The organism is Lactobacillus sp. B4026, from assembly GCF_026535825.1.
Classification (GTDB): Bacteria; Bacillota; Bacilli; order Lactobacillales; family Lactobacillaceae; genus Lactobacillus; species Lactobacillus panisapium.
In genome coordinates this window covers 85,402-107,269 of the sequence record NZ_JAFNPD010000008.1, presented here as the reverse complement: position 1 = coordinate 107,269, position 21,868 = coordinate 85,402, and the positions used below count along the sequence as shown (strand labels likewise).

Here is a 21,868-nt window from a genome sequence, read left to right as displayed (position 1 = left end):
GATTGAAGATTTCAATTTTATCTTGTTTGGATAATTTAGCCATAATAAAAACCTCGAAGTTGTCCTAACTTCGGGGTTCATATCATATGCGATCTTTTTTAGTTCTGCTAATCAAGTAAATTATTAGCTAAATCCTGCATTTCTGTATCCTCTGGTTCAAGTTTCAAATAACGATTTAATAATTCTTGAACAATGGTAGTTGAATTAGGTTCAGCATTAAAAAAGAGAATCATTTGTCGTAAAAAAGCGGTATTATCCTGAAATTCGGGATAAACAAGTAAAAACTCACTTTTAGCCTTTTCAGTCTGCTCAAGAGCCTCGTAAGAAAGAGCCATGTTCCAATGTGCTTGTGGCTCTAATTCATTATCAGGTATTTTACTAAATAATTCTAAGTTTTCTTGGTGCTTATTTTCCTTTAAATATAAATCTGATAGTTGTAAACGTAAATCAACGTTTTCAGGTAAAAATTTCAAGCCCTTTTTGAGCAATTCCTCAGCGGTGTCAAATTCATTAAGCTTAACAGTAGCTTTTGCCCCAATTGCGTATAAAGATGCATCAAGCTCGTTATATGCGATTCCTGCTTGTGCTGACCGTAAAACTTGGTCATTATCATTTTTGTGTTCATAAGCAGTCGCCAACAGCCGATATGCATTCACGTAATCAGGACTTTGGTCAATCACTTCATCTAGGTATTTGATTGCCTGATCGTCTTTATTCACCGCTAACATAACTAAGGCTGCTTGGTACTTACTGTCAATGTCTAACAGTTCACTCGCGTGTTTTTCAATTACTTCACTTGCTTCTTCATAGCGGCCCAACTTAGCTAGAGTCTGAAACAGACGGTCATTTAGGTTAATCTCACTAAAGTTTTTATGTCTTTTTAATAAATCCTGATACAAATCTAAGGCTTGCTCATAACGGCCACTAAGATAGTCTAGTTCAGCTAATCCAAACTTTACGACATCTTCTTCAGGTGCCACTTTAGCGGCCTTTAGGAGCTTGCTATACGCCGTCTCAAGCAAGCCATTAGTTTGATAGTAATCCGCTTGGACTAATAGGCTATCCAAATAAGCGGATGAGTCTTCTGGAATTGCATAAAGAAGTGACAGTCCATCATCGTCTTTACCATCGTTCAACAGAATTTCAGCGAGATAAATTTTGAAAAGGTCTTCTTTTGGAAAACGCGCAATTAAACTACGGTAAACTTCTTTGGCTATGTCAGTAAAACCTAAGCCAGTTAAATTTTCGGCTAAGGAAGCCAAAATTTCTGGTTCATCTTCATCTAGAGCCTTTTTTAATAAAATTTTTTCTTTGGAAAAATCTTGTTTTTGAATTGAATCTAGCAACTCTTCTGAATAGCTCATAATTTTCCTTCCTGTCTCAGATTCATCGTGTTCATTTTAGATAAAAGTACAAACAAAAAGATGATGGCATTATGGCCACCATCTTTTTGGATAAAACTAATCAGCTTATTTAACAGCTTCTTTAAGAGCTTTACCAGGTCTAAATGCAGGAACAACACTAGCTGGAATTTCAATTTCATCACCAGTTTGTGGGTTACGTCCTTTTCTAGCTGCACGCTTACGCACTTCAAAAGTACCAAAGCCAATCAATTGAACTTTTTTACCTTTTGAAAGATCCTCTTGGATCGAACTGAAAATTGCATCAACAGCTGTAGCTGCATCCTTTTTAGTTAACTTAGTTTTTGAAGCAACTTCAGTAACTAATTCTGCTTTATTTGCCATAGAAAATTCACCTCCCAAAAATGAATCTCATAACAGAGATTCTTTACTTATTCCTCATCAGAGAAACAAGGAACAATGATCATGACTAATCATTCTTTCCTTGTTTCAAAATAGCACAAAAGCCATAGTACAACAAGCAATTTAGCCGAAAATTGTCATTTTTATCTATTTGCTAGATACAAACTATTTTCTTTTACGTGCAATAACCTTAATTGGTGTGCCAGTAAAATCAAAGTTATCACGTAATTGATTTATTAAAAATCGCTCATAGGAAAAATGCATTAATTCTGGATCATTTACAAACACCACAAAAGTGGGCGGATTAGTAGACACCTGAGTCATATAATAAACTCTAAGGCGTTTTCCTCGTACCATTGGTGTTGGTACCAACTTGCTGGCTTCGAGCAGGAGGTCATTTAAAACACTGGATTTAATTCTTTGAGTCTGGTTTTGGTGAACCTGCTTAACCATCTTCGGAATTTGCTCCAAGTTTTGGCCCGTTTTTGCTGAAACGAATAAAATAGGCGCATAGTCTAGATACTGGAATTCTTCACGAATAACTCGTTCAAAATCTTTACCACTATTACTGTTCTTCTTCGGTAAATCCCATTTGTTAACGACAATAATAATGCCGCGTCCAGCCTCATGTGCGTACCCAGCAACATGTTTATCTTGTTCCCTAATGCCGGTACTAGCATCAAGAACCAAGCAGACGATATTAGAGTGCTCGATCGCACTCATTGCACGCATTACCGAATACTTCTCAGTTTTTTCATAGACTTTGCCTCGTCGTCTGATTCCAGCTGTATCAACAATTCGGTATTTTGTACCATCTTCGCTAATAAAGGGGGTATCTACAGCATCACGAGTTGTCCCTTCTTCATTATTGACAATTACCCGCTTTTGTCCGAGTAAACTATTGACAATCGATGATTTACCAACGTTTGGTCGCCCGATTACACTGAACGAAATCTGGTCATCATCATCTTTAGCTAGATCTTTTGGTAGTTCACTAACAATTCGGTCAAGCAAATCACCAATTCCCGTTCCGTGAACACTAGAAATGGGAATTGGATCCCCGAAACCTAAACTGTAAAAATCATAAATATCCATTCTTTGTTCAGGATTATCTGCTTTATTAACCGCTAATATAACCGGCTTTTTTGTTTGATAAAGCATTTGCGAAATTCGCTCATCTAAATCGGTTAAGTGATTAGTAACACTAGTTAAAATTACAATCACATCTGCCTCTTCAATAGCTATTTCGGCTTGGGCACGAATCTCATCTTCGATTCGGCCATTTTCCCAAGTAATACCGCCAGTATCAATTAAGTCAAATTTATGTCCCATCCATTCAGCTTGGGCATAATTGCGGTCACGGGTAACGCCGGGCTTATCTTCTACAATTGCCAAACGCTCATTAATAATCCGGTTGAAAAGAGTAGATTTACCAACATTTGGTTGTCCTACAATTGCAACTACAGGTAAAACCATATTTTCAGCCTCCTTTTAATAATAAAAAAAGCCGACTTAAAAAGTCGGCTCATTAAATTTACAACTAACGACGATCTTTCAATTGGTCACCAATAATGTCACCTAAAGCAAAGCCACTGTCATCGTTGTTCATGTATTTCTTGTTAACAGAGTTTCTGTTGTATGAACTGTGCGAATGAGATCCTTCATTTTCAGAACCTTTAGAATCAGCAGCCTTCATTGAAAGTGAAATTCTACGTTCATTAGGGTCAATGTTCAAAACTTTAACCTTAACTGTTTGTCCAACTTCAAGAACATCACTAGGTTTGTCTACGTGTTTATATGATATTTCAGAAACGTGGACCAAGCCTTGAATGCCATCAGCAACTTCTACAAAGGCACCAAAGTTAGTTAAAGACTTAACTTCACCTTCAAAAATGTCGCCTTCGTGTAATTCAGCTGTAGCTTGTTCAAATGGGGAAGGTTCAGTTTGCTTGATTGAAAGGGAGATGCGGTGTCTGTCATCATCGATACCAATAACTTTAACTTTAACATCTTGACCAGCCTTTAATACATCACTAGGCTTGTCAACGTGCTTGTAAGAAATTTCAGAGATGTGAACTAAACCGTCTACACCACCAACATCAACAAAAGCACCAAAGTTGGTCAAACGAGAAACTTTACCTTCTACTACATCACCAACAACTAATTGTGATGCTACTTTATCAAAGGCTTCTTCACGTTCTTCTTCAATTAAATCCTTGTGAGAAAGAATCAGACGGTTCTTGCTTGGATCAATTTCTGTAATCTTAAGCTTCATTGTCTTGCCAATGTATGGTTTAAGATCAGAAACATAGCGGTTAGAAATAAGTGAAGCTGGTAAGAATCCTCTTGTACCAACATCAACTAATAAACCACCACGTACTGATGAAGTAACAGTACCTTCGATTGTTTTACCTGCTTCAAAGTCTTTTTGCAATTCGTCGTAAGCTTCTCTTTCCTTAAGACGAGTTACTGAGAAGAAGAACTCACCGTTCTCCTTGTCTCCACCAGCTTTTCTCAAGACTAAAGCTTTAAACTTGTCTCCTGGCTTAACGGCTTCGCGTAGATCAACGTTGCGATCTGAAGTGAATTCACGACGTGGAATCACACCTTCGACACCAGCATTTTCAACACCAACATCGATTTGACCTTCTTCAACGTCTAATACTTCAACATCTACAATATCGCCGACCTCAACTCCTTGCATTTGCTTTAATGCATCTAAAAATTGATTACTGTTTTCTGACATTATTTACCTCCCAATATCATAATCTAATTTTAAATGAAAGTGAGATATTTTTCTACTGTTTTAGCACCTTTTTTAAATATTTTTTTGACTTTTAGCAATTTCAGCCAAAATTGCGTCAACAACTTGTTCAATACTCATCTTAGTCGTATCAATTTCAACCGCATCTGGCGCCTTTTTTAACGGTGAAATTTTGCGATGAGAATCCTTGTAATCACGTTGCTTAATACTTTCTTCAATCTCTGCCAATGTTTGACTACTTTTTATTCCGCGCTGCTTTAAGTCAAGCATTCTTCTTTGGGCACGAGACTGTGCTGAAGCTACCAAAAAAATTTTCACTTCTGCGTGAGGTAAAACTGTTGTGCCAATATCACGACCATCCATTACGACATTCATCTTACCTGCCATTTGCCGCTGAAGACTGACCATTTTTTCCCTGACACCGGAAAGTGCTGAAACCTGGGAAACATTCGCTGAAACTTCAGGCATTCGAATTGCCTGTGTAACATCATTTTTACCTGCAAAAACTTTTTGTTCACCATCAACTACTTTTAATTCAATTTGATTTTGATCAACTGCGGCTAGGATCGCCTCTTCGTCACCATAATCAAGCTGATTTTCTTGTGCTATTACCGTGCAGGCACGATACATTGCCCCAGTATCAATGTAAGTAAAACCCAATTTTTGCGCAATAATTTTTGCGACTGTACTTTTACCAGCTGAAGCTGGTCCATCAATTGCTATCTGCATGCCATTAAAAAAGGGACTTGAAGTCCCTGCCCTTTCTATTAACTACTTTACTCTCAGCTTCTGACCGGCGTTTACTTGATCTTCTGGATTGAGTTGATTAAGTTGTGCCAAATCATTAACCGTTAGGTTAAATTTATCTGCAATACTAGTTAAAGAATCGCCGCTTTGAACAGTATATTGTTTAACTTTTGTTTCAGCTGGCTTATCCTGTGCCTGAACTTTAGGCTTGGATAATGTTTTTTTCTTTGCCTTGTCTTTAACCTTCGCATTAATTTGAGTCTTGGAAGTCTTCTTTTCTGTTACCCGTTTGCGCTTCTTAGTCGCTTTTTGCAATTCAACTACCCGGTTGCTGGTTTCACTATTTGCAGCCAAATGATGCACAACCGGTACAAGAGCAACAATAATAATAACTATAAGAACCATTAAGATCATCCAGTATTTTGAGCCTGACTTATTAATCATCGTCCTAGAATTATGAGGGCGTTCATAATGCTTAAACGGTCCTTGCGGGTTCTGATTCAATTTGAAAACCTCCTTCACCTAACTTGCTTAATTTTAGCATATTTAATAGGTAAAATGGATAAAAATAATATTGAATCAAGTTGAATTTAGAAACTGTTTTTAGTTAGTATTTTCGTTTGAAGAAGCATGGTCCGCAATTTGTTGGTTAATTTGCTTAACGATATCTTCCAAAGTTATTTCCATCATTTTCTTTTCTGCATCTTTTTCAATTTCACCATAAACATTTTGAAGAACTGGTTGAATATTTCTGCCCACAATACAATTTTGATTGGTATCAGGATCGACATGGAAAAGATGGTGATTAACATTAAGAGCTTGATAGATATCGAATAGACTGATTTCGGAAGGCGGCTTAACTAAAGTTGGTTTAACTGAACCTTGATGACTAGAAAGTAAATTAGCTTTGCGTAAGTCACTCATTAAGCTTCTGATTACACTAGGATTAGCTTCTACGCTTGCTGCAATTGCTTTGCTTGAATGGTCAGAATCTGGGCAAAGTAATAAATAAGCTAAAACATGAATAGCATCACTTAATTTATAAGAGTATTTAATTTTGTTCTCCTTTTATAAAACAATTTTCTTGATTGCTGTACTTAAATCGGTCAATGGGTGTCCTAACACTAGTGGTAAATCTGAACTAGTTTCGTTTAAGGAACCGCTAGCAATTGGCTCTTGGAAAGAGGCATAAAGAGTTGCCGTTGAGTGATCCAACACCTTATTTTCCAGGTCAGCAATATAATCTTCACGAGAGACCTGCAAAATTGAACACTTTTTGCCCAATGCTTCGCTTGTAGCTTGTCCTAGCTCTTGGTAAGTAATTGGCTTGCCCGTAAATTCGTAAACTTCACGTGGCTCTGAAGAAGTTAAAACATTAGCAGCTGCCTGTGCATATTCACTTTCTAAAGCCCAGCCGGCACAATTGTCTGCCCAGTAAACAGCTTTTTGTGCTTCTTTAGCACTTGCAAAAAATCCTGCTTCATTTTCTAAATACCAGTTGTTACGCAAAAACGAGTGCGCAATATTGGTTTTAATAATCATGTCTTCAGTTAGCTTGTGATCTTGAGCTAGCGGTGTAGGTGAACTTTGAGCATGAGCAAAACTAGTATAGGCCACAAAGCTAACATGATTTGCCTGAATCGCGTTAACTACATTTTGGTGCTGCACTTTGCGGTCAACTTTTCCGCCAGGTTGAGAGGAAATAAATAAGACCTGATCAATTCCCTGCAATGCTTCGGTAATTGATGTTTGCTTATCATAGTCACCAATTCTTATTTCAAAGTTAGGAAAAAGCTTCTCGGCTTTCTCCCGATTTCTGGCAATGACGACAATATCTTTTGAACTAGTTAATTGACTTAAATATTTCACAGCCAGTTGGCCAAAATTTCCGGTTGCAGCTGTAACAGCGTATTTCATTTTTATTCTTACCTTTCAGAATTCATAATTTGTTGTTTTATTTTTGACAGGTTTAATTGTACTACATGTAAATAATAAAACAACAAGAAATGCTTGGACTTGTAATTCTTAAGGAAGAAGTGATTAATATTGGGGCGATTAACTGAATGCCAAATTCATAGTCACTGCAATTTTACGAATTTAACTGGCTATAAGGCCGCAAAATTTTAGTCATGAAAAAAGCATCAAGTTACCTTGTAGCTTAATGCCTAAAAATATGATTTGCGATATTTTACCAAAAGAATGTATCACTTTTTACGATTAATCTTCATCTACATCAAAGCCGATAATCTTGACTTTGGTGGTATCAAGACCCGAAAGCATGTCAGTATCTGGGATATCATCCCAATTGGTTAGATTAATCTGAGTTAATGACTTTGCGCCGGAAAACATTTCGCTAGCTCCAGCATAGCCTATAGAACTTATGTCCCATGAACTCAAATCTAGGCTTTGTAAACTTTTATCTTTATAAAATAATTTCTCAAAACTATCAACATCACCGGTATCTACTTTATCAAGACCGCTAATATCTTGCAGCTTGTATAATCTACCAAACAAAAGGCTAGAATTTCCTGGTAATTTAATCTGACTATCAATACTGATGTGTTCAATATCAGTAGGCTTAAACATATTTCTTTTAGAGATATGCTTTTTCGCATCGTAAACTGCCCGATAAATTGGGGTCCTCCCTAACGTATTGCTGTTAGCCCCTTCTTTAATATGTAAAGTCTTAGTTGTCACATCATATTTTAGAAGGCAGTCATTGTTTTCAGAAAATCTACTAATATTAATTATTGAACTATAGTGCGGTTTCTTCTTTTTAGCCTGCACAGTCTGGATATAGCCCGCTTGCGTGGGAAAAAGCGTGACCGCGGTCCCGCCAATAATTCCGGCAATTGCGGAACTAACTAACAGCTTTTTGCTCAAATTAATTTTCTTACGTCTATTTGCCATTTTTTCTCCTTCTTAGTAAATAAGTAATTACTTTATCGTTCAATTAACCTAATCAAACGACTTCAAGTGCTTACTAGTACCCATTTTTATTTCCATAAACACTTATGGCTGACTTAAACATTAAAAATCCAGTATTTTTAATGGATAAAGTTAATCATAAATGCATAAATATTATACCACTTAATATGTTTTGATACGCATTAATCAAGTCAATAATACTTAAGCAATGCCGGAATTAGCACCACTTTTACCAAAAATAAAATCAATTTTTACTAGTTTTTTCAACTTTAAAATGATAGGGCAAAAAGTGGCAAATAAAAAACAGTTCTTGAACGAGAACTGTTTTCCTAATCATATTTTAAAAAATAATATCCCAAGATTAGGTTAATTCTTTAAATTAAAATGCTTTCTTACGAATGGCTTTAAGCTGCGCAAAACAACTTCAAATAGGAAATAAACCACTACCCCATTAATTGCTCCTTTTAATAAGTTAAATGGAACGATTATGCCAAAAATATACGTAGACATTGACGGAATATGGAGAAGTTGACCAAGATAAACTTTCTCCGTAAAGTTAAGCAGTCCAGTATAGCCGTGAATTGCTGGTAAATTCGTAACCGTAGTCACTGCATATATTGGCGTCAAGATTAAGGCATTTAACAAGGATAAAACAATTGTCATCGCTATTATGCCCAAAATAATTCCGATAATTGGTTTAACATAAAGTTTTTTGGCATTTTTTTCGTCAGCCGAAACATCCTTAGCAATGTAATAAAATGGCAGTGCAAATGACATAGAGGCGGCTAAAGCAGCTAATTGGCCAATGACACTTGGCAATGCAAATCCTTTATAAATCAAGTCAATTAACATTCGAACAGCGGCAATAATAAGACCAGGTACTGGACCGAATAAAAAGGTCCCAATCGTAACAATAACATCAGAAAAGTCGAATTTTAAAAAGCTAGCTACTGGGAGAGGAAAAGCCAATTCCATTAAGATAAATGAAATGGTTCCAATTAGTACATAAGCAATTATATTAGTTAGATTTGTGATATTTCTTCTTTTCACAATACTTACCTCCAAAAAGAATAGGTCTGTTGCTCCTAGCAACAGACCTAATAAAAGTAAGTATTCAAAAATAAGTCTTAACTTTTAGTTTAGCCTGTCTTCTTTCATCTAGACTTTAACTATCGGTACCATAATTGGTTCCACCACAAAAGTGGGTCGTGGACTTTCACCACCGGTCGGGATTTTCACCCTGCCATGAAGACAACAAACTGATATTTAACTACAAGTAAATACTAGTCTACCTGTTTTAATCTGTCAACTTCACTGTGGGTAAGTTCCCTGTATTTGCCAGAAACAAGATTACCCAAAGTCAAAAAGGAGTATCGTTCACGGGATAATTTCTTTACCTGATGGCCTACGGCTTTAAACATTCTTTTGACTTGATGATAATGTCCTTCATGAATCGTTAACTGCACAATTTGGCTATTCTTCTTTTTATCGCTCCGGATAATTTTTACTTTAGCTGGTGCACTTCGATGACGATCAATTCTGACTCCATGAGATAAACGATGAATTTCCTCTGGTGTCAGTTGACCCTCAATCTTTGCTACATAGACCTTAGCAACCTTATTGCGAGGATGCATCATTAAATTAGCCAGTTCACCATCATTAGTCATTAATAACAAGCCTGAAGTATCATAATCAAGCCGGCCAATTGGGTACAGCCGATAAGGCAAATCGGAAAAATAATCTACTACGGTCTTTCTTCCTTTGTCATCATTTGCTGTTGAAACGACGCCGCGTGGTTTATAAAAAAGATATGTATGCAGACTTTCACGCTCAATTGGTTCCCCATCAACCGTGATATTGCTAAAAGTATCTACCTTGGTTCCAAGTTTGGTAATAATCTCGCCGTCAACGGTTACTCTGCCTTCTTCAATCATTTTTTCAGCCTTACGACGAGAGGCAATTCCCGCCTCTGCGATTACCTTTTGTAAACGTTGTAAACTCATTCTTTATCTCCTTTTTGTGCTTCAGCAATATTTTTATCTGCTTTTCCATTAGCTGAGAATAAGTCGATTTCACCCTCAGAGTTAATACTTTCATCTTCAAAGTCTTCTATCAGAGGTAAGTCAGCTAGACTTTGATAGCCAAAATACTGTAAGAAATAATCACTGGTGACATACAAATTGGGGTGTCCTGGTGCATCCTTTTTACCATCTGCTTTAATAAGTCCACGCCAAATTAAAGTTTGGAGCGCCCCAGACGAATTTACCCCACGAATTTCATCTATTTCAATGCGCGTAATGGGCTGACGATAAGCAATAATTGATAAAATTTCTAGTGCCGATTGACTTAACGACTTTGACAAATCTTTTTGAAAAAAATTAGCCACTACTTCACTAACTTCTGGTCTAGTAGTCAATTTATAGTTATGGTTGATATGTATTACCTGCAAACCAGAATCTTGATTTTGCTTAAGCTTAGCTGCCAGATTTTTGGCTAATTCGCGCAATGCGGAATGCTCAACTTGCATTAACTCACACAAATTTTCACTTGGAATGCCATTATCGCCTGCTACATATAGCAATGCCTCCAATTGTGCAATTTTACTTACCATCTTTATCAATTCTTTCTAATTCCAGATCACCAAAAATTCGCGACTGCTTGACCTTAATCTCTTGTTTTTTACATAATTCTAATAATGCTAAAAACAAGCCAATTACATCTGATAAGCTAGTCATCTTGTCGCTACAAGAGAAAAAGCTAATTTTTTTCTGCTTAGCCAATTTGGTGCGTAAGAAGTCAATCATATCATTAATTGGCGTTTCTTTCACATTAACGGAAACAATATCGGGCTGGCGGAGTTTTAATCTTTGAAGTACAACGATGAAAGTATTAGCTAATTCTGAAGAGGTAATTTGGCCCAAAGGTAACGGTTGCACCTTTTTGGTAGCTGGTACACTTTCTTCTTTAGCTGCTGTAATAGGTACTTCATTATTTCGCTGCTTAAAATAAGCCGATACTTTTTTAAAAACGGAATACTGAACTAGCTGTTGTACCAACTCATCTCTAGGATCTTCTTCGGGTTCATCATTTTCGGTAAAATCATTTTGAGGCAAAAGTGATTGGGACTTGATCCTCAATAGCATTGACGACATGACAAAATACTCGCCAGCAATTTGCAAGTTTAGTTTCTGCATCTCATGCAAATAAGACAAATATTGGCTGGTGATCTGAGCAATTGGAATATCATAGATATCAATTTTTTGTGATTTGATTAAGTGAAGAAGTAAATCAAGCGGCCCCTCAAAATTGGGCAATTCTAAAGTTAAGTTACTGGTCATAGTTCTATTTCTGTTTTAAATATTTCATCAAATAAACGTATTCTGGGACAGTGGTTATTTTTTTCTGGGGATTGCCAGCCGCTAATTCACAAATTGCCTGCTCTTCATATTTTTTCTTACGGTAATCTGGAGCAAGGGAAATATAGCGTATGACAATAAATTGTTCATCCCACTGAGTACCAATTACGCCAACAAAGTTGGGATTATGGTCGCGATACAAAAATAACCGAAATTCCTTACTATTTTTATTAAGCCGGATTTCATCTTTTAGATTAGCTAAATTTTTAAAGTCTGGGAGGTAGGACAACAAGCCCATCGCTACTTTTTCTTTATCATTTTTGCATTCAATTAACATATGTTCACCTAAAATCGCGGATGTGTTTTTGCATAAACTTCTAAAATATGCTTTTGGGATAGATTGGTATAAATCTGCGTCGTACTAATGTCAGAATGGCCCAAAATTTCCTGCACTACGCGTAAATCTGCACCATTTTCTAGTAAATGGGTCGCAAAAGTATGACGCAAAGTATGCGGTGTAACATTTTTGGTTATCCCCGCCATCTGGCAATAACGTTTAATAATTTGCCAAACTGCCTGTCTAGTTAAAGCACCGCCACGATTATTGAGAAAAATAAAGTCAGTATTCTTACCTACTTTTAGTAATAAAGGATCACGGACTTTTTCCTGATAGCTGTTAATCCAAGAAATTGCCACGTCACTAATCGGAATCAAGCGCTCCTTCGAACCTTTACCGAATACTTTCAATAATTTTAATTCTTCATGCAAATCATTAAATTTAAGGTTAATTAACTCACTCACACGAATTCCCGTTGCATATAGGGTTTCGAGCAAAGCTCGATCACGTAAACCAAGTTTTTTCTTTACATCAGGCTGCTGCAATAAATTATTAACTTCAGCGACACTTAACGCTACCGGCAATCTATGCTCTTTTTTTGGTGAGTCAACTTCAAGCATCGGATTAAGTTTTTGGATATTCTGACGAACAAGCCACTGATAAAATTTCCGCAGACTCGAAATCATGCGGCTAATTGAACTAGTTGCCTTATTTAAGTCTTTTTGACCAGCTAAAAAGGCATCGATATCAACTGCTTTTGTTGGCCAAGACGTAAGACCCTCGTTTTTTAAAAAAGTCAAGAAATCCATTAAGTCTTGCCGATATGCAGTGATGGTATTGTCACTGAGTCCGCGCTCAATTTGGCTGTATCTTAAATAATCTTCAACATCTTCTCGCAGTTTATGCATCTTGCTCGTCTTCTGGATCATTAATCAAACTAATTGTACCGGCAGTTTTATCTTCCGAAATATAACGTGCTTTAAGCAAATGGCCCAGAGCCCGTTTAAAGGCCGCTTTTGAAATGCCAAAATAATTCTTAATTTCTTGCGCATCAGATTTGTCGTAAAACGGTAATGTTTTAGTATTCTTTCGCCGCAAACTCATTAAAATCATTTGGGCATCATCATCTATTTCTTCAAAAGCACGTGGCAAGCTACTCAAATTCAACCTGCCATATTGACTAATCCCGATTACACGACCTTTAAACTGCTCACCTAAACGTAGCGGACGACTCATTTGGGAGGCATGAACAAAAGCTAAATAATAATCAGTAGTAATCACAAAAGCACCAATTTCTCGACTAGAATAGACTGTTCCAAAAACATCCTTATTTTTCATATCGTTAGGAAAGTGGGCTGCCAATTGCTCAAAAATATTTTCATCAGCCAACTTGGCCCAAATTCGCTCTTTATCATCTGTTTCAAGGTGAACTAACAATTGATCATCTTTACGGGGCCATCTCTCTTTGGCAAAGGGCAAATCATCAACTGATAAAACGACATCCTTATCCGGTAAGCCAATATCAACAAAAACGCCCAAATCGAATTTTACATCGGTTACTTTACCCCAACCGTACTGGTCTTGTTGCGCAAAAGGTAGAAATTGTGTCATCTCCCGGTTATGCTGCTTGTCGTCATATAAAAAGCCCTTTATTTCATCGCCAAGCTTAGGCTGCTGTTCCTGAGTAATTTCCTTGCGCTTTAATTCGTAAGTCAGTCCCTCAATCTGAACATAATAAGCTTCATCATTTTGGTCAATAATTTTTCCTTTTGCAATCGTGCCGAGCATAAACTTCTCCCCTAATTTTACATATTTCATCTTTACCAAGTATACCATTTTACCGAAAGAATTTGACAATCGCTAATCTTATTTAATTAGCGAGCAGTAGCCTCCTGTAAAATGAGTATTAGATTCTTGAAAAAACAAAAAAGCTAGCATCCCTGCTAACTTTTTCATTAATATTGGTTCACAAAATTAAAGGTTTGAAACTTCGCCTTGGTAAATTGCACCACGACGTGCATCAACTGTAATAGTTGTGTCACCAGCAATCTTCTCAGTTGCATCGGTTACACCAACAACAACTGGAATACCAAGTGAAAGTCCAACAACAGCAGCATGTGAAGTTAAACCAGAAGCTTCTACAACCAAGCCAGAAGCCTTCTTAATAGCAGGCATGTAGTCAGGGTCTGTAGTCTTAGCAACTAAGATGTCGCCTTCCTTAGTCTTGCTAATAGCTTCTTCAGCACTGTTAACAACAACAGTCTTGCCAACAACTGAACCATTACCAACGCCTAAGCCTTGAGCTAACTTGCTACCAATGATTTGTAATTTCATCAAGTTAGTTGTACCAGAATCACCAACAGGAACACCGGCAACGATAATTACTAAATCACCATCTTTAACATAACCTTGTTCCTTAGCAACTTTAGCAGCTACTTCAAACATGTCGTCAGTTGATTCAGGCTTTTCAGTGAGCATTGGTTGAACGCCCCAGCAAATGCCGAGTGAGTGTTGGATCTTTTCGTCAAAGGTCAAAGCCAAGATGTTGGCATTTGGACGGTACTTAGAAATCATTCTTGCAGTGTAACCAGAATTAGTTGCAGTAATAATAGTCTTGACACCTAATTCTTGAGCAGTCCGAACAACAGATTCACCGATTGCTTCTGTTACGTTTGAACCCTTGTATTCTTCAAATCTTTGTAAAGCTAAAGTATTGCGCTTAAGAAGTTCTTGCTCAGTTCTTTCGTCAATTTCAGCCATTGCACTAACAGCCTTAACTGGATACAAACCATTTGCTGATTCACCTGAAAGCATTGTCGCATCGGTTCCATCAAGAACAGCATTAGCAACGTCAGAAACTTCAGCACGAGTTGGACGTGGGTTTTCTTGCATTGAATCAAGCATTTGTGTAGCAGTAATAACTGGCTTGCCAAGGGCATTAGCTCTCTTGATTAAATCTTTTTGAACAAATGGTACATCGATGAATGGAATTTCAACACCCATGTCTCCACGAGCAACCATCAAACCATCTGAAACTTGTAAGATTTCATCGGCATTGTCAATACCTTCTTGTGATTCAATCTTAGGATAAATCTTAACGTAATCACAACCAGCTTCTTCACAAAGCTTACGGATATCAAGAATATCTTGGGCTTTACGAGCAAATGAAGCGAAAATAAAGTTAATTCCGTGCTCTAAACCGAATTTAATGTCATCAGTATCTTTTTCAGTGATTCCTGGAAGGCGAATTTCAACGCCAGGTGCATTAACACCCTTCTTAGAACCGATTACACCGGTATTTTGTGCTTCACAGACTAATTCTCTGTTAGCATCATCTTTTTCTTTAATTAATAAATCAACTAAACCATCATCAATTAAAACATGACCACCAACATGAGTATCATCATAAAGTCCGTCGTAAGTAACATGAATCATGTCCTTGTTACCTGGCTTAGTTGCATCCATTGAAACGCGGATCTTATCACCAGTGTTGAGAGTGAACTTGCCACCTTCTTGATCAGTGGTTCTAATTTCAGCACCTTTAGTATCTAAAGCAATACCAAGAACTAAACCAGTTTCTTTTTCAACTTGGCGAACCATCTTCATCCGTGAAAGGTGTTCAGCATGGTCACCGTGTGAAAAGTTGAAACGAAATACATTTACTCCAGATTTTGCTAGAGCAGTAATAGTTTCAATATCATTCGATGCTGGCCCTAAGGTACTAACAATTTTAGTTTTCTTCATTATGTAAAAATCTCCCCAAAATCGACTAAATTATTTAGTCATTTCATCATTTATATCTAATAACGTCTCATCACTGCGGTGGGTATCATCAAACAAATCGAGAATATCATGTGTTTCTAATTGGCCATTCTCCATGCCGACAGCTAAACCGCCTTTACCATCGAGAAGTAACTTAACAGCATAATTACCCATTTTTGTCGCATTGATTCTATCCAAAACAGTTGGTGAACCACCACGTTGCATGTGACCTAAGATATTAGCTCTGGCGTCAAAATCGCCGTATTTTAGAAGTTCAGTTCTAAATTCATCGGCATCCATTACGCCTTCAGCCAATACGATAATACCATGATCCTTGCCTTCTGCAAAGCCACGTGTTAGTGTCTGAGCAATTTCCTTAATATCATAAGGACGTTCAGGAACAACAATCGCGTCTGCACCACTGGCTAGACCTACGCGCATTGCAATATCACCACAGCCACGTCCCATTACGTTAACAATGAAAACGCGGTGATGGCTGCTAGCAGTATCACGAATCTTATCGATTGCTTCTAAAGCTGTATTGCAGGCTGTATCAAGGCCAATGGTGTAATCAGTGCAAGGAATATCGTTATCAATGGTTCCTGGCAGACCAATCGAGTTAATGCCAAGACGGGTTAATGCCAAAGCACCGTGATAAGAACCGTCACCACCAATAACGATAACAGTATCAATGTCATGTTTCTTTAACTGTTCGACGCCCTTTTTTTGCACTTCTTCTTGTGCAAATTCTGGGAAACGTGCACTGTAAAGAAAAGTGCCGCCTAAACTTATCATGTGGTCAACTTTTTCAGCAGTTAGCGTAACAAAGTCACCCGCAACTAACCCGGCAAAGCCATAACGAATACCAACGACACCAAGCCCGTTATGAATAGCAGTCTTGGTAACAGCTCTAACGGCTGCATTCATACCAGGAGCATCGCCGCCGCTCGTTAAAATACCAATTCGTTTCATGAATTCACCTCATTAAGATTTATTGTGTAATTTCTCACATCCACTAAATTTTAACATTCTTTGCCAAAAAAATCTCACAAAAAATGAGATATTTTCTTGATTTACCAGTCTTTTTGCTTGTTAGCGCTATCAGTCTGAAATTGCTCAAGTATGCGCAAAAAATGCTTATTTGTAATTAACCACCCGTAAATTAGTCAAAACATACTGCTTTTTACTTGAATCAAAACGGTCATTTTGAACTCTTATTCCCAATAAATAAATGTTACCTTCTTTTAAAATAGATTGAATTTTTTCATACATATTAGGAAAAATTACAATATCTTGGCGACTAGTCGAATCAACAAAATTACCAAAAGCCATCGTGGTATTTTTTTTGGTTTTGATCAATTTTAGGGACATCAGTTTTCCCACGGCAACTCCCGAATCATTAATTTCATATTGCTCTAGTGGCCTAGCCTTAAATTTTTCAGCATACTTTTGAACGGCAACAAGAGGCGAAGTCATCGTGGAAAAGCCTAAAGCTTCTTGCTCCATATCTGCTTTTTCCGCGCTAGTTGGTTCAGGAGCCTGCTTAATTGGTACCCCACCGAGACTTTCAGATAGTGCCTGATTATTACCAGTTAACTGAATATTTTCAATAATTTCTGGACTATTTTCCAGTAATTCATTTCGGTTGGCATTCAGGTTATCAAAGCAACCAGCCTTGATCATAGGTTGAATCATTTTAATCTTCAAGTAATTTGAATTGATCCGCCGTAAAAAATCATCAAACGAATCAAAGAGCTTATTGTTACGCTGCTTAATAATTTGAGTCAGAAAGTCATTTCTCAGACCTTTAACTGCTCGCAAACCAACTAAAATTTGGCCATTAACAATTTGATAGCTTAGTGCGCTTTTATTAATATCCGGTGGTAAGATTTTAACCCCAGCGCCTTGTGCCCGCATGATGTAATCACTAACTTTGAAATGATTGCCACTATTAGAATTTAACATGGCACCGTAGAATTCTGCAGGGAAATGCACCTTAAGGTAGGCAAGCCAAAAGGCTATTTTGGTGTACGCAACTGCATGTGATTGGTTAAAGCCATAATTGGCAAATTGCTCAATGTAGCTATAAACCTTTTGTCCTACCTCACGTGAACGACCATTTTTGACCGTGCCATTAATAAATTCGGCCCGCTTTTGCTCAATTACTTTCTGATTCTTTTTTGACATTGCCCGCCGCAAGATATCGGCTTCTCCTAACGAAAAGCCAGCTAAAATCTGGGCCGTCTGCATAACTTGCTCTTGATAAACCAAGATACCATACGTGGGCGCCAGAATCTGCTTCAAACTAGGATCGGGGTAAGTAACTTTTTCCTTTCCCCTTTTTCTGGCAATAAAAGAATGGATATTTTGCATCGGACCTGGACGATAAAGGGCGTTGACGGCTACTAAATCTTCAAAGTTATCGGGGTGCAATTCGCGCAAAACTCCTCTAATCCCGCCTGATTCAAATTGGAAAACAAGGTCAGTCTTTCCTTCTTGAAACATTTTCATCGTCGCTGGATCATCTAACGGAATCTGATTGACATCAATTCTTTTTCCTTGACTGTGAATCATGTCAACGGTATCGCCTAAAATGGTTAGATTTCGTAATCCCAAAAAGTCGATTTTTAAAAGTCCAAGCGCTTCAACATATTTTTTGGTTTGCTGGGTAATCGGGATGCCAAGCTGCCCTGCCTGCAAGCCAGAAATAGCTGCGATTGAATTATCACTGAGGACTAAGCCAGCAGCATGAATTGAATAATGCCGCGGTAAGCCCTCAAGCTTCTTAGCTGTTTCAAACAATAATTTGTTTTTAGTATTAGCTCCAACCAGTAACCGCATCTTAGACGAATTCTCGTAAGCTTCTGGTAGTGAAATTTTAGTCTTAGAATAAGGCACACTCTGCGACCATTTTGCCATTTCCGGTTCTTTTAAGCCAAAAGCGCGCCCCGTATCACGCAATACTTGCTTTGCGGCCAATGTTCCAAAAGTCAAGATTTGCGCTGCATGATCCATTCCGTATTTTTCAAACATGTATTTAATTACGTCATCTCTGCGATTATCAGGAATATCTAAATCAATATCCGGCATTTCATGCCGAGCAGGATTTAAAAAACGCTCAAAGAGCAGCTGATATTCGATCGGGTCAACTTCCGTAATTCGCAAAGAATAAGAAACTAACGAACCACAAGCAGAACCTCGTCCTGGCCCCGTGACAATTCCGGCTCGATGGCAATAATTGATTACATCCCACACAATTAAAAAGTAATCATTAAATCCCATCTGATCGATTACTTGGAGTTCGTAATCAAGCTGCTTTTGGTATTTTTCCGGTGCTTGCCCACCATTAAAGCGCTCCTGTAATCCTTTTTGTGCTAAGTAGTAAAGATATTCTTTCGACGTTTTAAACTTAGTTTGCTTGTATTTGGGTAAGACAGGGGTTTGAAAAATAACTTTAGCATTACATTCTTGTGCAAGCTTGTGCGTATTCTTTAAGGCATCATCCAAATCCAATTCATGATATCTGTTGCTAAGTTCTTGGGCAGAAGGCAAATAGTGTGAACCCTTTTGTTTTGCTAGTTCATCAATGTCTTGTAGCACCTCGCCTTTTTTTACTGCTCGCAATGTCTTAGCAAGAAATTGATCGTGAGGTTGCAAATATTGCGTATCTTCAACACTAACAAGTGGTATCTTAAATTGTTTAGACAATGCTCTAACATAATTGATATAAGTCTGCTGCTTTTCTGAGCCATAAACCCCTAAATAAACTGAGTCGCTATCGTCCACTAATGCCAATAATTGACGTAATAAATCATTGCCGAGTTGTTCATCTTGCTTTTGCAACTGTAAAAGCTCGCTATGCGTGTTAGCTGGAACAATAAGTACGATATCATGCAAATCTTTTTGGACTTCTTTTAAAGTTAAAACTGCCTTTTTTGTCCCATTTTCAGTTAACAGATTAATTCTGCTCGAAATTCGTAAAATATTGCGGTAGCCTTCATCCGTCTTAGCTAGAACAATCAAATCATAGTGGTGTGCGCTATCAATCAATCCGTTTAGCCTAAGCTGCATCCCTAGCAGTGGCTTAATACCAAGTTCTTGCGCAATTTCATAAAAGTTGACCAGACCATAAGTAACGTTAATATCGGTTAACGCAACTGCTTCATAGTCAGCCTTTTTGGCCGCACTCAATAAGTCCCTAATTTTAATTGGGCTTTCTAACAATGTAAATGAACTAATATTTTGCAGTGCCGCAACTTTCATCTGGACTCCTCCTTTATTTTAAATTTAGTATACCAAAAACCTCTCTTTTAGTTTGAAAACCTGCACAAACTTTGCTAAAATTCTTCTATGAAAGAGGGAACTGCTATGAGTCGTTATATCGTAACAATTTGCTGGAGCATTGTTTATATGTTAATCGTCGGTTTTATTGCCGCACCTTTAACACAAAATGTTTTTAACTTAGGCGAAGCTGCGATTGTTGGTTTAATTTTTGGAGTGTTATTCGCTGCCATTATTCCAACTATTACCGCCCACTCAAGTAAAGATAAGAGCAAGTATTCTAAGCTTAAATAAAATAGATAAATAGTAAAAGCCATTAACGCATTTGCGTTAATGGCTTTTCTTATTGCAATAAAAAGTTTGGTTTGCAATCGACTTGAGGTTTAGCTTTAGTCAAAAATTCTTGAAACATTTGAACATAATCTTTAGCAAGAATTGATGTGATTTTTTCGGGAGCATAGCCCGGATAAAATCCTCCGCCCATTGCGCGGTAATTATTAACAGCTAAATAATACATTTTTCTATCTTCAATTGGTTGACCATTTAATTCAAGCTTAGTCAATCGGTGGCCCGGTTTTTTCTTAATGTCTGCCTGATAATTAATGGGATAAAAGATATCAAAATTAAATAATTGATCACGCTTAGCAGGTAGAAAAGTCACTTGTCCCTTAGCGTCTTTTGTTAAAAAAGATAAGCTATATTCAATAATCTCACGTATTTCTTGGCCAGTAAGCTTAACTTTGCATAACTGATTTGCGTACGGGTAATTTAATAAAATATCACGCATGGTGACACTTTTGCCAAAGCCCTTAGCTGTATCGCTCATAACAGCAGTCGCAGAAACATCAGCGTGAGTAAAATATAGTTGCATTTGCTGCAGAAGATTGACAAATGGTGCTCCTTTGATGCGAGCTTGCTCGGCATTATTAATCGGTGCCGGTTGAGCAAGCTCAGCAACAGGTTGATCTAGCCAAATTTGCGTTTCTTTATTCAAGGTCGCCGCTAGGTTGATTATTTCTGGATCAGGAGCAAAGTCTTTAGCATCAATCAACGAAGCCGTTTTTGTCTTAATTTTTCTTGTTTGCTCATCAATTTCAAGAACAACTTTTCCCACTGCTTCTCCGCGATAACCTGGTTGTACAATCGCGGTATCATGAGCTACTAGGCTCATTCGGCGATGCTGGTGCCCAGTTAACATGATATCGATTTCTGGAATTTGCGTTAATATTCGGTAACCTTCATTCTCCCCTGTTGCTGGTTCAGTTATCTGACCAGATTCTGGATCCTTTTCAAAACCGCCATGATATAAAACTGCTAAGACATCAACTTGAGGCCGCAATAATTGCGCATAATAACTTGCCTGCTCATAGGCAGAAGCAAACCGTAAGCCAGCGACATGCGCTGCCGGTTCCCAGCTAGGGACCTTTTGCGTTGTCAAACCAATCAGTCCGATTTTTAGCCCATTTTTTTCAATAATCAAATAATCATTGCCAAAAGCCGGTTGGTTAGTCGTCTGATCCAAGATGTTACTATTCACGATCGGACTGGAATTATGACTAAGAAAATATTTGAGATAATCAAGCCCATAGTTAAAATCGTGATTCCCTAGACAACGAGCATCATAGCCAATTGCTTGGTCAAAAGCTACGTACTTAGACAAAGCACGGTAATTCTTAACCGAATGAACATAAGAGGCAAGTGGTGATCCTTGTAAGTAATCACCCGCATCCGTTAGAATGACATTTTCTTTCCCATAACGAGCTTGCTCGGCTTTAAAGATTGCACTCACCCTAGCTAACCCAATTGGTGCATCAGTGTCATGCTGGTTTTGATAATCAGTTGGCAAAATATAACCATGAATATCGCTTGAACTCAAAAATACTAGTTTCATTATTTACCTTTCCCGTGGCAATTAAATAATTTTAGGTAA

Annotated in this window: 21 protein-coding genes and 1 riboswitch; of the genes, 1 reads left to right on the top strand and 20 read right to left on the bottom strand. The window is 37.6% G+C overall.

The window, feature by feature from the left end; translation table 11 throughout:
* Positions 1 to 107: 107 nt before the first annotated feature.
* From J3U69_RS07795 to J3U69_RS07705, 19 genes are all read right to left on the bottom strand, one after another.
* Positions 108 to 1,364: a tetratricopeptide repeat protein gene (locus J3U69_RS07795; protein ID WP_267413606.1), complete on the bottom strand. Its 1,257-nt coding sequence runs from the start codon at positions 1,362 to 1,364 to the stop codon at positions 108 to 110.
* Between the two features lie 105 nt (positions 1,365 to 1,469).
* A complete protein-coding gene (locus tag J3U69_RS07790) occupies positions 1,470 to 1,745 on the bottom strand; it encodes an HU family DNA-binding protein (RefSeq protein WP_103751589.1) in 276 nt (91 codons plus the stop codon).
* Positions 1,746 to 1,928: 183 nt separating this feature from the next.
* Complete coding sequence (gene der / locus J3U69_RS07785; protein ID WP_220221117.1) at positions 1,929 to 3,239, bottom strand: ribosome biogenesis GTPase Der; 1,311 nt, start codon at positions 3,237 to 3,239, stop codon at positions 1,929 to 1,931.
* Positions 3,240 to 3,303: 64 nt separating this feature from the next.
* Positions 3,304 to 4,509, bottom strand: a complete 1,206-nt coding sequence (gene rpsA, locus J3U69_RS07780; RefSeq protein ID WP_103751587.1) for a 30S ribosomal protein S1 — start codon at positions 4,507 to 4,509, stop codon at positions 3,304 to 3,306.
* A gap of 72 nt (positions 4,510 to 4,581) precedes the next feature.
* A complete protein-coding gene (gene cmk / locus J3U69_RS07775) occupies positions 4,582 to 5,256 on the bottom strand; it encodes a (d)CMP kinase (protein WP_267413604.1) in 675 nt (224 codons plus the stop codon).
* 42 nt (positions 5,257 to 5,298) lie between these two features.
* Positions 5,299 to 5,778, bottom strand: coding sequence for a LysM peptidoglycan-binding domain-containing protein (locus tag J3U69_RS07770; protein WP_267413603.1), 480 nt, complete (start codon positions 5,776 to 5,778; stop codon positions 5,299 to 5,301).
* 99 nt (positions 5,779 to 5,877) lie between these two features.
* Entirely contained in the window at positions 5,878 to 6,330 is a 453-nt protein-coding gene (locus J3U69_RS07765; protein WP_267413607.1) for an Rrf2 family transcriptional regulator, read from the bottom strand.
* A gap of 12 nt (positions 6,331 to 6,342) precedes the next feature.
* The gene (locus J3U69_RS07760) at positions 6,343 to 7,191 is read right to left on the bottom strand and encodes an NAD(P)H-binding protein (protein WP_267413602.1); all 849 of its coding nucleotides are present in this window, start codon (positions 7,189 to 7,191) and stop codon (positions 6,343 to 6,345) included.
* Between the two features lie 300 nt (positions 7,192 to 7,491).
* On the bottom strand, positions 7,492 to 8,184 hold the full coding sequence (locus J3U69_RS07755) for a BspA family leucine-rich repeat surface protein (protein ID WP_267413600.1): 693 nt from the start codon (positions 8,182 to 8,184) through the stop codon (positions 7,492 to 7,494).
* A 384-nt stretch (positions 8,185 to 8,568) separates the two neighbouring features.
* Complete coding sequence (locus tag J3U69_RS07750) at positions 8,569 to 9,252, bottom strand: ECF transporter S component (RefSeq protein WP_267413599.1); 684 nt, start codon at positions 9,250 to 9,252, stop codon at positions 8,569 to 8,571.
* 92 nt (positions 9,253 to 9,344) lie between these two features.
* A riboswitch (FMN riboswitch) is annotated at positions 9,345 to 9,459 on the bottom strand.
* A gap of 26 nt (positions 9,460 to 9,485) precedes the next feature.
* On the bottom strand, positions 9,486 to 10,205 hold the full coding sequence (locus J3U69_RS07745; protein WP_103751583.1) for a pseudouridine synthase: 720 nt from the start codon (positions 10,203 to 10,205) through the stop codon (positions 9,486 to 9,488).
* Positions 10,202 to 10,813: an SMC-Scp complex subunit ScpB gene (scpB, locus tag J3U69_RS07740; RefSeq protein ID WP_103751582.1), complete on the bottom strand. Its 612-nt coding sequence runs from the start codon at positions 10,811 to 10,813 to the stop codon at positions 10,202 to 10,204. Before scpB ends, J3U69_RS07745 begins: the two co-directional genes overlap by 4 nt.
* Positions 10,803 to 11,540 (bottom strand): segregation and condensation protein A, encoded by a 738-nt coding sequence (locus J3U69_RS07735; protein WP_103751581.1) that lies wholly within the window; start codon positions 11,538 to 11,540, stop codon positions 10,803 to 10,805. Before J3U69_RS07735 ends, scpB begins: the two co-directional genes overlap by 11 nt.
* 4 nt (positions 11,541 to 11,544) lie before the next feature.
* Complete coding sequence (locus J3U69_RS07730) at positions 11,545 to 11,895, bottom strand: reductase (RefSeq protein ID WP_103751580.1); 351 nt, start codon at positions 11,893 to 11,895, stop codon at positions 11,545 to 11,547.
* Between the two features lie 8 nt (positions 11,896 to 11,903).
* Positions 11,904 to 12,803 carry a site-specific tyrosine recombinase XerD gene (xerD, locus tag J3U69_RS07725; RefSeq protein ID WP_267413598.1) on the bottom strand — a complete coding sequence of 300 codons (900 nt, stop codon included), beginning with the start codon at positions 12,801 to 12,803 and terminating at the stop codon, positions 11,904 to 11,906.
* Entirely contained in the window at positions 12,796 to 13,683 is an 888-nt protein-coding gene (locus tag J3U69_RS07720; RefSeq protein WP_103751578.1) for a S1 RNA-binding domain-containing protein, read from the bottom strand. Before J3U69_RS07720 ends, xerD begins: the two co-directional genes overlap by 8 nt.
* Before the next feature lie 186 nt (positions 13,684 to 13,869).
* Positions 13,870 to 15,639 carry a pyruvate kinase gene (gene pyk / locus J3U69_RS07715; RefSeq protein WP_103751577.1) on the bottom strand — a complete coding sequence of 590 codons (1,770 nt, stop codon included), beginning with the start codon at positions 15,637 to 15,639 and terminating at the stop codon, positions 13,870 to 13,872.
* Between the two features lie 30 nt (positions 15,640 to 15,669).
* Positions 15,670 to 16,629, bottom strand: coding sequence for a 6-phosphofructokinase (gene pfkA, locus J3U69_RS07710; protein ID WP_220221109.1), 960 nt, complete (start codon positions 16,627 to 16,629; stop codon positions 15,670 to 15,672).
* 165 nt (positions 16,630 to 16,794) lie between these two features.
* A complete protein-coding gene (locus J3U69_RS07705) occupies positions 16,795 to 19,920 on the bottom strand; it encodes a DNA polymerase III subunit alpha (protein ID WP_267413596.1) in 3,126 nt (1,041 codons plus the stop codon).
* Between the two features lie 105 nt (positions 19,921 to 20,025).
* Between J3U69_RS07705 and J3U69_RS07700 the strand changes: the two genes are divergently transcribed.
* Positions 20,026 to 20,232 (top strand): DUF2929 family protein, encoded by a 207-nt coding sequence (locus tag J3U69_RS07700; protein ID WP_103751574.1) that lies wholly within the window; start codon positions 20,026 to 20,028, stop codon positions 20,230 to 20,232.
* 49 nt (positions 20,233 to 20,281) lie between these two features.
* Here the strand turns inward: J3U69_RS07700 and J3U69_RS07695 are convergent, their stop codons facing one another.
* The gene (locus J3U69_RS07695; RefSeq protein ID WP_267413595.1) at positions 20,282 to 21,829 is read right to left on the bottom strand and encodes a bifunctional metallophosphatase/5'-nucleotidase; all 1,548 of its coding nucleotides are present in this window, start codon (positions 21,827 to 21,829) and stop codon (positions 20,282 to 20,284) included.
* Between the last annotated feature and the right edge of the window lie 39 nt (positions 21,830 to 21,868).

Excerpts from the sequence above, each read along its gene's own strand:
- J3U69_RS07795 (WP_267413606.1), bottom strand. The coding sequence starts at position 1,364 with ATGAGCTATTCAGAAGAGTTGCTAGATTCAATTCAAAAACAAGATTTT.
- J3U69_RS07790 (WP_103751589.1), bottom strand. The coding sequence starts at position 1,745 with ATGGCAAATAAAGCAGAATTAGTTACTGAAGTTGCTTCAAAAACTAAG.
- der (WP_220221117.1), bottom strand. The coding sequence starts at position 3,239 with ATGGTTTTACCTGTAGTTGCAATTGTAGGACAACCAAATGTTGGTAAA.
- rpsA (WP_103751587.1), bottom strand. The coding sequence starts at position 4,509 with ATGTCAGAAAACAGTAATCAATTTTTAGATGCATTAAAGCAAATGCAA.
- cmk (WP_267413604.1), bottom strand. The coding sequence starts at position 5,256 with ATGCAGATAGCAATTGATGGACCAGCTTCAGCTGGTAAAAGTACAGTC.
- J3U69_RS07760 (WP_267413602.1), bottom strand. The coding sequence starts at position 7,191 with ATGAAATACGCTGTTACAGCTGCAACCGGAAATTTTGGCCAACTGGCT.
- J3U69_RS07755 (WP_267413600.1), bottom strand. The coding sequence starts at position 8,184 with ATGGCAAATAGACGTAAGAAAATTAATTTGAGCAAAAAGCTGTTAGTT.
- J3U69_RS07745 (WP_103751583.1), bottom strand. The coding sequence starts at position 10,205 with ATGAGTTTACAACGTTTACAAAAGGTAATCGCAGAGGCGGGAATTGCC.
- scpB (WP_103751582.1), bottom strand. The coding sequence starts at position 10,813 with ATGGTAAGTAAAATTGCACAATTGGAGGCATTGCTATATGTAGCAGGC.
- J3U69_RS07735 (WP_103751581.1), bottom strand. The coding sequence starts at position 11,540 with ATGACCAGTAACTTAACTTTAGAATTGCCCAATTTTGAGGGGCCGCTT.
- J3U69_RS07730 (WP_103751580.1), bottom strand. The coding sequence starts at position 11,895 with ATGTTAATTGAATGCAAAAATGATAAAGAAAAAGTAGCGATGGGCTTG.
- xerD (WP_267413598.1), bottom strand. The coding sequence starts at position 12,803 with ATGCATAAACTGCGAGAAGATGTTGAAGATTATTTAAGATACAGCCAA.
- J3U69_RS07720 (WP_103751578.1), bottom strand. The coding sequence starts at position 13,683 with ATGCTCGGCACGATTGCAAAAGGAAAAATTATTGACCAAAATGATGAA.
- pyk (WP_103751577.1), bottom strand. The coding sequence starts at position 15,639 with ATGAAGAAAACTAAAATTGTTAGTACCTTAGGGCCAGCATCGAATGAT.
- pfkA (WP_220221109.1), bottom strand. The coding sequence starts at position 16,629 with ATGAAACGAATTGGTATTTTAACGAGCGGCGGCGATGCTCCTGGTATG.
- J3U69_RS07705 (WP_267413596.1), bottom strand. The coding sequence starts at position 19,920 with ATGAAAGTTGCGGCACTGCAAAATATTAGTTCATTTACATTGTTAGAA.
- J3U69_RS07700 (WP_103751574.1), top strand. The coding sequence starts at position 20,026 with ATGAGTCGTTATATCGTAACAATTTGCTGGAGCATTGTTTATATGTTA.
- J3U69_RS07695 (WP_267413595.1), bottom strand. The coding sequence starts at position 21,829 with ATGAAACTAGTATTTTTGAGTTCAAGCGATATTCATGGTTATATTTTG.